The organism is Ruegeria sp. D6 (assembly GCF_056534365.1).
Window position 1 is genome coordinate 1,163,352 of record NZ_JBQFPH010000001.1, and the last position, 12,696, is coordinate 1,176,047.

A 12,696-nucleotide genomic window follows, 5' to 3' on the forward strand; every position below is an offset into this window, starting at 1 on the left:
GACTTGGATCAAAGATTAAACGGAGATACCGGTTTAGCAGACCGGCAGTGAAATGATGACAGAGATGAAATCCGTGAGTGAAGCAACCGCCGTTAAGGCCCCCGTCCTGCCCGACGCCCAGACTGTGACCGAGGTCAAACATTGGACCGACCGCCTGTTCTCTTTCAAGGTGTCGCGCCCTGCATCGCTTCGTTTCCGCTCGGGTGAGTTCGTGATGATCGGCCTGCTGGGCGACAACGGCAAACCGCTGCTGCGCGCCTATTCCATCGCCTCGCCTTCATGGGATGAGGAACTGGAATTCTACTCGATCAAAGTGCAGGATGGCCCGCTGACCTCAAAACTGCAGCACATCCAGCCTGGTGATCAGATCATCCTTCGGCCTAAACCCGTTGGCACACTGGTGCATGACGCATTGCTGCCCGGCAAGCGCATCTGGTTCTTCGCCACCGGCACAGGCTTTGCGCCCTTCGCGTCGCTGCTGCGTGAACCGCAGACCTATGAGGATTATGACGAGGTTATCATCACCCATACCTGCCGCGACGTAGCTGAATTGGATTACGGTCGCGAGTTGATCGAGAGCGTCAAACAGGACGAGTTGCTGGCCGAACTAATTGGTGACGGTTTCGCCGACAAGATTCGCTATTATCCCACCACCACGCGGGAAGAGAGCCCAAAGATGGGCCGTATAACCGAGCTGTTGAAAGACGGCACCGTATTTGCCGATCTGGGCATCGAAGGTGGTATCAAGCCAGATACTGATCGCGCGATGGTTTGTGGCAGCCTTGCCTTCAACCATGACATCAAAGCAATTCTGGAAGAGTTCGGCTTGCGAGAAGGTGCAAATTCCGAACCCAAGGAATTCGTGATTGAAAAGGCATTTGTGGGCTAATGGGGTTTGCCGGTGGAGTTATCGACACCCTAAACCGGCAAAAACTCACGAAATTCATGGAAAATTCATGCGGCTTGCAATTTATGCCGCTTGAAACACCTCTCAGCCCGGTCTAAATTCCGGGCTCGAAATTCTGCAATCATCAAAGGAATGAACCCATAGCCCGCAGACCTCACAACGCGCCGCCACAGCGAGATACCGGCCCGCGCGTCAATGACAAGATCCGTGCTCCCGAAATTCGCCTGATTGGCGCCGAAGGTGAAAATGTCGGGGTGGTTCATCCCGCAAAGGCCATGCAGATGGCCGCCGATGTCGGCCTCGATCTGGTTGAGATTTCGCCCAACGCGAACCCGCCGGTCTGCAAAATCATGGATTTCGGCAAGTTCAAGTACGAACAGCAGAAACGCGAAAGCGAAGCCCGCAAGAAGCAAAAGATCATTGAGGTGAAAGAGGTCAAGTTCCGGCCCAACACCGACACGCATGACTATGACGTCAAGATGCGCAACGTGTTCAAGTTTCTTGAGAACGGCGACAAGGTCAAAGTCACCCTGCGTTTCCGGGGCCGCGAGATGGCGCACCAGAACCTGGGGCGTGAGCTGCTGGAACGTGTGGCCGAAGACGTCAAGGATCTGGGCAAGATCGAGAACATGCCCAAGATGGAAGGCCGTCAGATGATCATGATGATTGGCCCGCTGCCACAGAAGTAGGTTTTCTTTTTGTAGAATGACAAAAGCCCCTCCGAAATCGGAGGGGCTTCTTTGTTTTCTGGCTTCTCGCCTAAATCAGATCACCGAGGATATCGCCCGATCCAGCTTGTCTACAAGATCGACCAGTTGGTCATCTTCGATGATAAAGGGCGGTGCTAGGAGGATATGATCTCCGTTGCGTCCATCACGCGTTCCCGACATCGGGTAACAGATCAATCCCTCGGCCATAGCGGCCTTCTTGATCTTGGCCGCTAGGCCACGCGACGGATCAAACGGAGTTTTCGTATCCCGATCCTCGACCAACTCAATTCCTCGGAATAAGCCGCGGCCCCGTATGTCCCCGAAATTCGGGTGTTGGCCAAACTTGTTTTCCAACATGCTCTGCAATTTGCCCCCCATTACGCCGGCCCGCGCTGGCAGGTCACGAGAAGTAAGTTCCTGTACAACGGCAAGCGCAGCCGCAGTCGCGACCGGATGACCGATATAGGTGTGGCCATGCTGGAAGAAGCCCGATCCATCCCGGATCGCATCATAGATTCGACCCGAACACAGCATCGCTCCGATAGGCTGATACCCTGCCCCCAACCCTTTGGCGATACAAAGAATATCCGGCGCGACATCGTCATGATCACAGGCAAACAAATGCCCGGTACGCCCCATGCCGCACATTACTTCGTCGAGGATCAGAAGAACGCCGTGTTGATCGCAAATTTCACGGATTCGCTTGTAGTACCCCTCGACTGCCGGAACAGCCCCAAGCGTCGCACCAACCACCGGCTCTGCCATGAAAGCCATGACCGTTTCAGGCCCAAGGCGCAGGATTTCTGCCTCCAGCTCATTCGCAACGCGCTGACCATATTCAAAACTGCTCTCATCCTCAGGCTTTTCGGCGTACTCATAGCAAGGAGCGATATGTGTCATCTCGATCAGCATCGGTGCAAACTGCGCCCGCCGCCATTCATTGCCACCCGCCGAAAGTGCACCCAAAGTGTTGCCGTGATAGCTTTGTCGGCGCGCTATGACATGACGGCGTTCAGGCTGGCCGGTTTCCAGATAATACTGCCGCGCCAGTTTGATAGCAGCCTCGGTCGCCTCTGACCCGCCCGAGACAAAGTAGACCCGGTCCAGTTCGCCGGGGGCGTGTTTAATCAGCAGATCGGCCAGTGCCTCGGCCGGTGCCGATGTCATAAAGCCCGTATGCGCAAACGCAATCTGCGCCACCTGATCCTGCACCGCTTTGACCACAGCGGCGTTGGAATGGCCGAGGCATGAAACGGCAGCATCACCACAATCCAGATAGCGACGGCCGGTTGAGTCGATGAGATAACAGCCGTCACCACCAGCGGCCTCAGGCAGTTCCGACTTTGTATGGCGTGGAAATACGTGACTCATGTCGACGTCCTTTTCAGAAGATTAATGAGCGCCGCGACTGATGCAGCATTGTCTGCCCAAGCCTGGCCATCCGGACCTGCAAGGCTGTTTTCGAAACCCACTCGCACATCGCCACCCAACTGCGCGGCCTTTTGCAGGCACGCATGCTCCTGCCCTCCAAAGGCACAGACCATCCATGGATCAGCGCTGTGCGGAAACACATCCAGATCATTCGGACTCGATTCCTGCGCCGTGGCATAGCGACCAAGGACAAGCAGACGGTCGACCTGATCCGATTTTACCACCCCCCCAGCCTGCCAATGGGTCAGTAACTCAACGTCAGCGACATCATAGAGGATATGCTGAACACGAGTCCCTTGTTCCGCGCACAGAGCGTAGACCTTTGGCGCAAGTTCGGGCGACCGTGCAATCTCGCGCACCGAAATCGAAGCCCAGTCCGGGCGCACATTTTGCAAACAAGCAAGTTGTGCTTGAACGCCGAAAACGCCAGCAGCTTCTGTCGTAATCTGGATGTCCATATCAGGGGCCGCAGCACGCAGTTCAGCAATGGTTTCACAATACAAACCCGCATCAAGCGAATGCTGACCCGCCTGATCACGAACATGCAGGTGCAGGCCTTGCGCACCTGCCCGATTGCACGTCTTCGCAGCTTTGACGATTTCGTCCGTTGTGATCGGCAGCGCAGGATGATCCCCATGCCCCCGCCGCGCCCCGTTCGGAGCCACCAACACATATGGCCTTCCCGCCATCCTCGAACCAGTCTCTGACATTCCGTCACCTGTTTTGCACGATCCCGAATTAGACAGCCTGCCAACGTTTTCAATTTGCATTCTTCATAACATTTGTTTTTCTTATCGGATGCAACACACCTCATCCCAACTGACCGAGCAGCTTCGGCACGAAATCGACACCTTGCCTCAGCAAATGCAAGCCGCAGCGAAATACATCATCGACCATCCCGGCGATTTCGGGCTCGACCCAGTTCGACTAACCGCCGAGAAAATCGGTGTCAGTTCAAACGTTCTGGTTCGGTTGGCACAACGTATGGGGTTCGACAGTTTTGATGCGTTCAGACGCCCCTTTCGCCAAACCCTTGTCACAGACCGAGAAGATCGGCTGGGTCAGGGCTGGCTGGATCACATGAAATCGGGGGACCAATTCAGCGCTGCGCAAGCTGGGTTTGCGCAAAACGAACTGAACGTCGTAGCCCGCTCCCTGCGACTGGCCGATCCTGATTTGATGCAACAGGTCACAGAGTACATGATTGCAGCTAATCGCTGTTTCATAACCGCGACCCGGGCCAGCTATGCTTTGGCCTATTATCTCCACTATGCGGGCCGGATGGCACACCCAGGATTTCAGCTTATCCCGCGACATATGGGATCAGCCATCGATGATTTGCTCGAGGCCGATGAAGCAGACTGCCTTTTCGCTATTACCGTTCACCCCTATTCCTCTGACACCATACAATCCATGCGTTTTGCGCGTAAACGCGGAATGCGCATCGCGTTATTGTCGGATAGCGACGTCATCGCCCCTGGTGTTGACCCTGACATCGTGCTGCCTGTCAGTACCCGCGCGCAACATCACTTTTCCAGCTTCTCCGGAGCGATGGCAGTGCTTGAATGCCTGCTAGGTCATCTCTTTGCCGCCGGGGGATCAGCCGCGCGTGACCGCGTGGAACGCTATCAGACGGCACGAGAAGACACCGGCGCCTACTGGCGCCCCGCCAAGCCCCCAAGAGTTCGGAAAGAATAAAGAGCCCCGGCTTTCACCGAGGCTCTCAAAGCTGATTAACAATCAGATCAACTGCAAGCTTCGACAGCCCGTTTCGTCATAACAGTGACCAGATGCGCCCGATACGTTTTGCTCCCGTGCAGATCACCAATCATGATCATCGGATTGATGTGCAGCCCCATCAAAGCGTCCGCGCGGAACTCTTTGTTCAGGGCCTCCTCGGCCTCTGCCCAGCGGAAAACTCCTTCCTCGCTTGCACCGGTTACTGCAACTCGAACGCCATCGGCAAACCGGGCAAGATATACCCCGACCAACGCAAACCGAGACGCGGGCTGCAAAAACTTCTGATAACTCGCCGCCTGAGGCACGGGGAAACGCACCGAAGTGATAATCTCGCCCTCTTCCAAAGCTGTCGTGAACATGCCCTGAAAGAAGTCATCCGCCGCTATCTGGCGATTATTGGTGACAATGGTCGCGCCTGAACCCAGCACTCCCGCCGGATAACAGGCCGCTGGATCATTGTTGGCAATCGAACCGCCAATAGTGCCACGATTACGCACCGCAGGATCACCGATCTGGCCGGCCAGCGCTGCCAGCGCCGGATAGTTGCCAGCAGCTTCAGCGGCCACATTTGCGTGGGTTGTCGCACCGCCTATCGCTACCGAGCCATCATCCTCGACGCAGACCCCTTTCATTTCAGCGATTCCGTTGACCGAAACCAGCTTGGATGGCGCGGCCAACCGCTGCTTCATTGTGGGGATCAGGGTTTGCCCACCCCCCAATGCCTGCGCATCCTCAACTCCCAACGCAGTAACCGCGTCAGCGATGGTCGAGGGTTTCTCATACTCGAAATTGTACATTTCGTTCTTCCTTTCCGAAAAGCGCGGATCCGCCCTTCATCTGGCTATAAATATCTCGGGGAGCGCGAGGGGCTGGCCCCTCGCACTCGAACCTCTCAACCATGCATTGCTGTCCAAACACGCGACGGGCTCATCGGCATGTCAATGTGATCAACAGCCTTTCCACCCGAGTTCAGCGCATCCAGAACCGCGTTGACTACCGCAGGCGGCGAGCCAATCGCACCAGCTTCACCGCAGCCCTTCACACCCAACGGGTTGTGCGTACACGGCGTCTGGCTGGAATGGTCGACCGCATAGAACGGCAGATCATCGGCGCGTGGCATCGCGTAATCCATGAAGGATGCGCTCAGCAACTGGCCATTCTCGTCATAGGCGCAATTTTCCAACAAAGCCTGACCGATACCCTGACCGATACCGCCATGTACCTGACCATCCACAATCATCGGGTTAACGATGTTGCCAAAGTCATCCGCAGCGGTGAAGGCTTCGATGATCACCTGTCCAGTCTCGGGATCCACCTCAACCTCGCAGGCATATGCCCCCGCTGGGAAGGTGAAGTTGGCCGGGTCATAAAATGCGGTCTCCTCCAGCCCCGGCTCAACCTCCAATGGGAAGTTGTGCGGTACATAGGCTGTCAGAGTCACATCACCCCAGGCCACCGACTTGTCAGTGCCCGCGACGCTGAACTGACCGTCCTTCAGCTCGATATCGGCCTCGGACGCCTCGAGCAGGTGGGCCGCGATCTTCTTGGCCTTGTCGATCACCTTTTCGGTAGCCTTAACCATGGCCGAACCACAAACCGCCAGCGAGCGTGAGCCATAAGTGCCCATGCCGAACGGGATCTTCGAGGTGTCGCCATGCACAATCTCGACCATCGACTCATCGATGCCGATCATGTCGGCCACAACCTGCGGGAAAGCAGTCTCATGCCCCTGCCCGTGGCTATGTGCACCAACCATGACACTGATGGAACCGGTGGCGTTTACTCGCACCGTGGCAGCATCATAAAGACCCGCCCGGGCCCCCAGCATGCCGACGATGTTCGAGGGCGCGATGCCGCAGGCCTCGATATAGCAATTGACGCCTAGGCCACGCAGCTTGCCATTGGCCTCGCTTTCCGCCCGTCGCGCGGCAAAGCCAGCCAAATCAGCAGCAGCTTCAAGCTTATCCATCGTCCCGTTGTAATCCCCGGTGTCGTAGGTCAGCGCCACCGGTGTGTCATACGGGAACTGGGTGATGAAATTCTGGCGACGCAGGGCGATCGGATCGACACCCAGTTCACGCGCCGCCTTGTCGATGACGCGCTCCAGCTGATAGGTCGCCTCTGGCCGACCCGCACCGCGATAAGCGTCCACCGGCACTGTGTTGGTGAACATTGCCTTCACATTCACCTGAATGACCGGCGTCTTGTAATTGCCCGCCATCAGAGTGCCATGCAGCCAAGTCGGAACCGAGCTTGAGAAGGTCGACAGATACGCGCCCAGATTGGCGTAGGTGTTGGTGCGGAGGCCTGTGAAGTTATTGTCCGCGTCCAAAGCGAGCTCAATCGTGCTGACGTGGTCGCGGCCCTGCGCATCCGACATAAACGCCTCGGACCGGCTGGCGGTCCATTTGACCGGACGGTTGCAGGCCTTGGCAGCGAATGTACAGAACGCCTCTTCCGCGTAGTGGAAAATCTTCGTGCCAAATCCACCACCAACATCAGGCGCTACAACACGCACTTTGTGTTCAGGCAAGCCCAGAACAAATGCGCACATCAGCAAGCGGATCACATGCGGGTTCTGCGAAGTGGTGTAGAGCGTGTACTCATCCGTACCCCGGCTGTACTCGGCCACCGCAACACGCGGCTCCATCGGGTTTGCGACCAGACGGTTATTGATCAGGTCCAGAGTGGTGACATGGGCCGCGTTGGCAAAAACCTCATTGACCTTGTCATTGTCTTCTTCGCCTAGATGCCAGTCATAGCAGATGTTGTTCTTCAGATCCTCATGGATAAGCGTCGCGCCATCCTGCGCTGCGGCTTTCATATCCAGCACGGCGGGGAGCTCTTCGATATCCACTTCAATCGCTTCCGCCGCATCGCGGGCGAGTTCAATGCTGTCCGCGACAACGGCAGCGATGGGATCGCCTACATGTCGGACCTTGCCTTGCGCCAGAATGGGATGCGGTGGTTCCTGCATCGGGGCGCCATGACGGTCGGTTACTTCCCAGCCGCAGGGCATTCCGCCCACGCCTTCAAAGTCCTTGCCGGTGAACACCTTCACAACCCCCGGCATACCCTCGGCGGCAGATGTGTCGATGTTGGTGATCCGGCCATGCGCGATGTCGGACCGTAGGAAATGCACATAGGCCTGGCCATGTACGTTGATGTCGTCGGTGTAATTGCCTGCTCCGGTCAGAAAGCGTACGTCCTCGCGCCGCTTGGAACTGGCTCCGATGCCACTGTCTTTGGGCATTGCTTGTTCTCCTCCGTGGAAAAGAATTTTCGTCGAAAATTCTTAACCGCCTCACTCGGCGGCGATGCTGGAAACGTCTTGACCCGATGCGGCCATGATTGCCTTGACGATGTTGTGGTAGCCTGTGCACCGGCATAGGTTACCCTCAAGGTACTTGCGAATTTCGCCTTCGGTCGGGCGCGGGTTATCCTTGAGCAATGCTGCAGCGCTCATCACCATGCCCGGAGTGCAAAACCCACATTGCAGCCCATGATGATCCTGAAAGGCCTGTTGGATCACGTTCAGCGTGCCATCTTCGGCCGCCTGCCCCTCGATCGTGCCCACATCCGCGCCGTCTGCTTCCAGCGCCAGCATGTTGCAGGATTTGACCGCCTCACCATTCACGTGCACTACGCACGCGCCACATTGAGCCGTGTCGCAGCCAATATGTGTGCCTGTCAAATTCAGGTGGTCGCGTAGAAATCCGGATAATAGAGTCCGCCCTTCAACATCACCGCTGACGGCAACGCCGTTCACGGTCATTGAGACCTTGGTCATAAGATCCTCCCCTTTTTTTGGCTTATTTGCTAAGCCAGAGTTAAACACGGTAAATTTCGTTTGAGAACAAAAATATTTGCCTGATTTTTCCGCAGTTTCGCTGATCAGCCTTCTAACAATGATGCGTCTACCAAACGGGGCAAAATTGCCGTTGCGTCATTTACTCTTGGCAGCGCGGGGCTGTGGCCGCGTCGGGATTTCTTTTAGCAGCCCACCGACACCCATCCCTGCGATGTCCGCGCCCGTCGTTTCGATTCCGCAAGCAACGCGGGACAAGACCCAATCCGCCCCGTTCAATGCTGGTGAGCGCGCGCATCCGGGCAAACCGATGATGGGGCGCCCGCCGGAAGATCCCAAAAACAACAGGTTCCCCGGATCGACCGGCATTCCAAACCGGTCGACGATACCCCCCGCCGCCCGCACAGAAGCAGGCGCCACATCATCTTTATCCGACGTGGCCGATCCGGTCAGGATCATGACGATCTCACCCCGAATGGCCGAAATCGATGCTGTTAAGTCGCCCATCCGATGCGGCACCACCTGAACATCTGACAGATTCATACCCAAAGCCTCAACCCGGCTACGAATAGCAGCGATACCTTTTTCATTAGATGGCCCGCCAGCAATGTCGGTAACGATGAGACCCGCATTTTCGTATTTGGGCACCGATAACCGAATAGCGTCCTGCGCATGACGGGCCGCACTCTCAACGTCGGATCGAGGTACGGCATAAGAAATCACCTTGATCGTCGCGACCATGCCGCCAGCCGCCATCTGCTGATATTGCGGCACCGTCGCAACAGTGATCATCGGATTGACCTGATTGAACTTTTGCAAGGCATCGGTATCCAGCACCGCGACGCCTGGTCCATTTGCTAAAAGGTTGACCCGGCCTGTAAAGGCTTCGGTGACACGCAGATTTGCCTGTGTGGGACTTGGTGCAAGCGCTTCTGCCAGCAGCGCTGCGGCTTCGTCCTCATGGCAATCACCTTGCTCCAGTCTCGCGACTGTGACCTCGGTCAGACTGGCTTGGTGCAACTCGGCTATGTGCTCGGACGAAAGCGTTATACCTTTCCTAAGCTTGCGGTTTCCCGCTTTGACGGAATGGGCTAATATCGCGCCGTCGGCGTCGGAAACGGGTACCGGACCAAACTTCACGCTCTGCCTCGCAGGACCGCCGTCATCTGCGCCAGGATCGCAACGGCTATCTCAGACGGTCCAGCCGCCCCGATATCAAGCCCAACAGGTCCGTGAATCAGTGAAATCTGGTCATCGTTGAACCCGGCCTGCTTCATCCGCTCCACGCGTTTGGCATGTGTGCGCTTAGATCCGAGTGCGCCGATGTAGAACACATCGGCCGCCAAACCGGCCTGAAGCGCGGGGTCATCAAGTTTGGGGTCGTGGGTCAGCAACACAAGCGCCGTGCGCGAGTCGAGACCCAGCTTTGATACAGCCTCATCCGGCCAATCCGTAAGGATGGTTTCTCCGGGAAAACGTGCGTCCGATGCGAAGGCCTCGCGCGGATCTATAATCGCCGGGTCATAACCCGCGATCCGGGCCATCGGCACCAGAGCTTGGGCGATGTGCACCGCTCCCACCACTATCAACCGTAACGGTGGGTTGTGGACAGCGACAAAGGTTTGCCCATCCTCTTCGAACCCGGACCTGTCCATACGCAAGCGTTCGGAATAGGCATTTCGGCGCAACGCGCGCTGGCCCGTCTCGACATTGACTTCATAGGCCAAGGGCTCGCGCCGCGCCCGTGCCGCGACCAGTTCGGCCAGCATTGGTTCGGGCAGGACCTTGCCGACCGGTTCAACCAAAACCCTGATCGTACCGCCGCAGGCCAGACCGACGGCAAACGCATCCTCGTCGCTTACACCGAACTCTAGCAGCCTTGCCTCGCCTTCCTCTATGGCTTCCAGCGCTTCGACGATCACGGCACCTTCGACGCAACCACCAGAAACCGAGCCTTCGATCCGACCATCGCCCGCAATGACCAACTGCGCGCCTACACGGCGCGGCGCGCTGCCCCAGGTCTCAACCACAGTGGCCAAAGCCGCGCCCTTCCCGGCGCGATACCATTTTAGTGCGGTTTCCGGGCTGCTATCGAATCGTTCCATTTAGACCTCCGGCCGTGCTTGGGTTCAACATAGTCAGCTTTGGAGCAATGAAAAGCGCTCAGCGGGTCGATCTTGTGGCGCTAACAAGCCGATTTCGAACTCACATTCACAAATTGTTGAATGTTGGAAGGCGTCATTCTAGCCTGCATGCGATTCCGGGGCCTATTCGGGATCGTCCCAACATATTTCATAGCGGAGACAAACAGTTGAAACGCATTCTTACACTCGGAGCAGCGATCGGCCTGTTGACTGCCAGCACCGGCTGGGCTGACACATTTCTGAAATACGGCGAGGTCGAAGGCTGGAAGGTTTTCATCGATCAGGACAAGAAATCCTGCCTTATCGAAGCGGTTGATGACGCTGAAAATGTCGTGCAGATGGGCCTGACCGAAGATCGCGGCGTTGGCTATGTTGGTGTCTTCACCAAGGCCAAAACCAACATCAAGAAAGGCGAGAAAGAGGCTGTTGCCATCCTTATCGGCGACAATATTTATGTCGGAGAAGCCACCGGTATGAAGGGGAACATCACCAAGGGCTATTCGGGCGGGTATGTTCTGTCAGACGACCCTCAGTTCGCAGATGATCTTGCCAAGAAGAAGGTGATGGTCGTTTTCCCGGAGAAAGAGTTCGCCTTCACCGTTGACCTGACTGGCACTTACAAAGCCATGGAAATGGCACGGAAGTGCAATGAAGAGCAGCTTTCGTAACAGCTAGTCTGAAAGCGCGGACATCAGCCGCGCTTTCTGCCCCTGATCATCTGGTTGCGAAATCACGGCGGCCAGATCTTCCAGCGACGCAATCGAATGCCCGGCGCGGAAGCTGTCGACATGTGGAAGCATTGTCGCCACACCCTGAGCTTTCGGTGCGAACCCGTCCCAGCGCAGCAATGGGTTCAGCCAAATCAGACGCCGCGACGACAGGTGCAGGCGCTCGATTTCCTTTTCCAGCATCTCGGGATCGCCCCGCTCTAACCCGTCGGTGATCAACAACACGACCGCCCCCTGCCCCATGACGCGCCGCGACCAGTCGCGATTGAACTGATGCAGGCATTCTCCGATCCGGGTTCCGCCTTCCCAGTCCTGTGCCTCGGCCCCAGCAGCGGCCAGCGCTGCATCGACATCACGTTGATGCAGATGGCGGGTGATGTTGGTCAGGCGTGTGCCAAACGTGAATGCGTGCACTTTGGCCCAACCTGCGCCTTTGGCATTCGAAACCGCGTGTAGAAAGTGCAGAATGATCCGACTGTATTGGCTCATCGACCCGGATATATCGCACAACGCCACCAAATTCGGCCACCGAGGTTTGGGTTGCAAGTGCGCGATATCACGTAGTTCGCCACCCTGCCGCATCGCTGACCTAAGTGTCCGAGCGCGATCAATGCGGTGACCGAGGTGACTGGCCTGACCTCGGCGAGACTCAATGGGTTTGACCGGTAAGTTCAGGCGCGACAGCATGCGTTTGGCCTGGGCGATCTCGGATGTACTCATCTGTTCGAAATCGAGGTTGCGCAAGCGTTCTTCAGATGACGCGGTTTGGGTTGCGTCGATCTCGATCTCGCTTTCCTCTTGTTGCTCGGTTGATTCTGGCAAGTCGCGTTCGACGCCATCCAACAAGGCCTCAGCCGCCCGCTTTTCAGCCGCATCCGCTTTGCGCTCCTCCTGAACACCGCGAATGGCGGGCAGCATCATGGACATCATATGTTCTAGATACCGCGGATCGCGCCAATAGAGGCGGAAGACTTGCGCAAAAACCGTTCGATGTTCCGGCCGGTTCACGAAACAGGCATGCAGCGTCCAGTAGAAATCTCGTTTCTCGGTGAACCCCGCAGCCTGCACGGCGCGGATCGCGTCAACCACGCGCCCAGTTCCTATCGGCAGTCCGGCCTTGCGCAAAGCGCGCGCAAAATGGGTGATGTTCTGGGCCAGTTTGGGGTTGTCCGGTATATCGAGTGGGAGTTGTTCGGCCATCAAACCCCCGAAATATTTTCGAACAGAT

12 protein-coding genes are annotated in these 12,696 nt (G+C 56.9%); 4 read left to right on the forward strand and 8 right to left on the reverse strand.

From position 1 onward, the window contains the following. Positions 1–55: 55 nt before the first annotated feature. On the forward strand, positions 56–889 hold the full coding sequence (locus ACR0A1_RS05830; protein WP_170393228.1) for a ferredoxin--NADP reductase: 834 nt from the start codon (positions 56–58) through the stop codon (positions 887–889). Between the two features lie 245 nt (positions 890–1,134). Beyond that, the gene (gene infC / locus ACR0A1_RS05835; RefSeq protein ID WP_238528775.1) at positions 1,135–1,596 is read left to right on the forward strand and encodes a translation initiation factor IF-3; all 462 of its coding nucleotides are present in this window, start codon (positions 1,135–1,137) and stop codon (positions 1,594–1,596) included. A gap of 75 nt (positions 1,597–1,671) precedes the next feature. Here the strand turns inward: infC and ACR0A1_RS05840 are convergent, their stop codons facing one another. Both ACR0A1_RS05840 and ACR0A1_RS05845 read right to left on the reverse strand, forming a co-directional pair. Further along, a complete protein-coding gene (locus ACR0A1_RS05840; protein WP_480866608.1) occupies positions 1,672–2,988 on the reverse strand; it encodes an aspartate aminotransferase family protein in 1,317 nt (438 codons plus the stop codon). Beyond that, on the reverse strand, positions 2,985–3,758 hold the full coding sequence (locus tag ACR0A1_RS05845; protein ID WP_480753380.1) for a beta-keto acid cleavage family enzyme: 774 nt from the start codon (positions 3,756–3,758) through the stop codon (positions 2,985–2,987). Before ACR0A1_RS05845 ends, ACR0A1_RS05840 begins: the two co-directional genes overlap by 4 nt. Before the next feature lie 88 nt (positions 3,759–3,846). Between ACR0A1_RS05845 and ACR0A1_RS05850 the strand changes: the two genes are divergently transcribed. Further along, on the forward strand, positions 3,847–4,746 hold the full coding sequence (locus tag ACR0A1_RS05850) for a MurR/RpiR family transcriptional regulator (protein WP_480613642.1): 900 nt from the start codon (positions 3,847–3,849) through the stop codon (positions 4,744–4,746). Positions 4,747–4,793: 47 nt separating this feature from the next. Here ACR0A1_RS05850 and ACR0A1_RS05855 read toward each other — a convergent pair whose 3' ends face one another. The 5 genes from ACR0A1_RS05855 to ACR0A1_RS05875 form a co-directional block, all read right to left on the reverse strand. After that, positions 4,794–5,585 carry an FAD binding domain-containing protein gene (locus ACR0A1_RS05855; RefSeq protein WP_480866610.1) on the reverse strand — a complete coding sequence of 264 codons (792 nt, stop codon included), beginning with the start codon at positions 5,583–5,585 and terminating at the stop codon, positions 4,794–4,796. 95 nt (positions 5,586–5,680) lie between these two features. Next, entirely contained in the window at positions 5,681–8,041 is a 2,361-nt protein-coding gene (locus tag ACR0A1_RS05860) for a xanthine dehydrogenase family protein molybdopterin-binding subunit (RefSeq protein ID WP_480866612.1), read from the reverse strand. A 51-nt stretch (positions 8,042–8,092) separates the two neighbouring features. Then, positions 8,093–8,578, reverse strand: coding sequence for a (2Fe-2S)-binding protein (locus ACR0A1_RS05865; protein WP_170393234.1), 486 nt, complete (start codon positions 8,576–8,578; stop codon positions 8,093–8,095). Between the two features lie 156 nt (positions 8,579–8,734). Further along, positions 8,735–9,736, reverse strand: coding sequence for a molybdopterin-binding protein (locus ACR0A1_RS05870; protein ID WP_480866614.1), 1,002 nt, complete (start codon positions 9,734–9,736; stop codon positions 8,735–8,737). Next, a complete protein-coding gene (locus tag ACR0A1_RS05875) occupies positions 9,733–10,701 on the reverse strand; it encodes an XdhC family protein (protein WP_170421340.1) in 969 nt (322 codons plus the stop codon). The genes ACR0A1_RS05870 and ACR0A1_RS05875 overlap by 4 nt, the downstream gene beginning before the upstream one ends. A gap of 206 nt (positions 10,702–10,907) precedes the next feature. Here ACR0A1_RS05875 and ACR0A1_RS05880 point away from each other — a divergent pair, with 206 nt between their 5' ends. Then, positions 10,908–11,408 (forward strand): hypothetical protein, encoded by a 501-nt coding sequence (locus ACR0A1_RS05880; RefSeq protein WP_170510628.1) that lies wholly within the window; start codon positions 10,908–10,910, stop codon positions 11,406–11,408. Positions 11,409–11,411: 3 nt separating this feature from the next. Here the strand turns inward: ACR0A1_RS05880 and ACR0A1_RS05885 are convergent, their stop codons facing one another. Beyond that, positions 11,412–12,668 (reverse strand): vWA domain-containing protein, encoded by a 1,257-nt coding sequence (locus ACR0A1_RS05885; RefSeq protein WP_170817704.1) that lies wholly within the window; start codon positions 12,666–12,668, stop codon positions 11,412–11,414. Positions 12,669–12,696 lie beyond the last annotated feature (28 nt).

Coding starts and splice junctions, on each gene's coding strand:
- ACR0A1_RS05830 (WP_170393228.1), top strand. CDS start 56: ATGACAGAGATGAAATCCGTGAGTGAAGCAACCGCCGTTAAGGCCCCC.
- ACR0A1_RS05840 (WP_480866608.1), bottom strand. CDS start 2,988: ATGAGTCACGTATTTCCACGCCATACAAAGTCGGAACTGCCTGAGGCC.
- ACR0A1_RS05845 (WP_480753380.1), bottom strand. CDS start 3,758: ATGTCAGAGACTGGTTCGAGGATGGCGGGAAGGCCATATGTGTTGGTG.
- ACR0A1_RS05850 (WP_480613642.1), top strand. CDS start 3,847: ATGCAACACACCTCATCCCAACTGACCGAGCAGCTTCGGCACGAAATC.
- ACR0A1_RS05855 (WP_480866610.1), bottom strand. CDS start 5,585: ATGTACAATTTCGAGTATGAGAAACCCTCGACCATCGCTGACGCGGTT.
- ACR0A1_RS05860 (WP_480866612.1), bottom strand. CDS start 8,041: ATGCCCAAAGACAGTGGCATCGGAGCCAGTTCCAAGCGGCGCGAGGAC.
- ACR0A1_RS05865 (WP_170393234.1), bottom strand. CDS start 8,578: ATGACCAAGGTCTCAATGACCGTGAACGGCGTTGCCGTCAGCGGTGAT.
- ACR0A1_RS05875 (WP_170421340.1), bottom strand. CDS start 10,701: ATGGAACGATTCGATAGCAGCCCGGAAACCGCACTAAAATGGTATCGC.
- ACR0A1_RS05885 (WP_170817704.1), bottom strand. CDS start 12,668: ATGGCCGAACAACTCCCACTCGATATACCGGACAACCCCAAACTGGCC.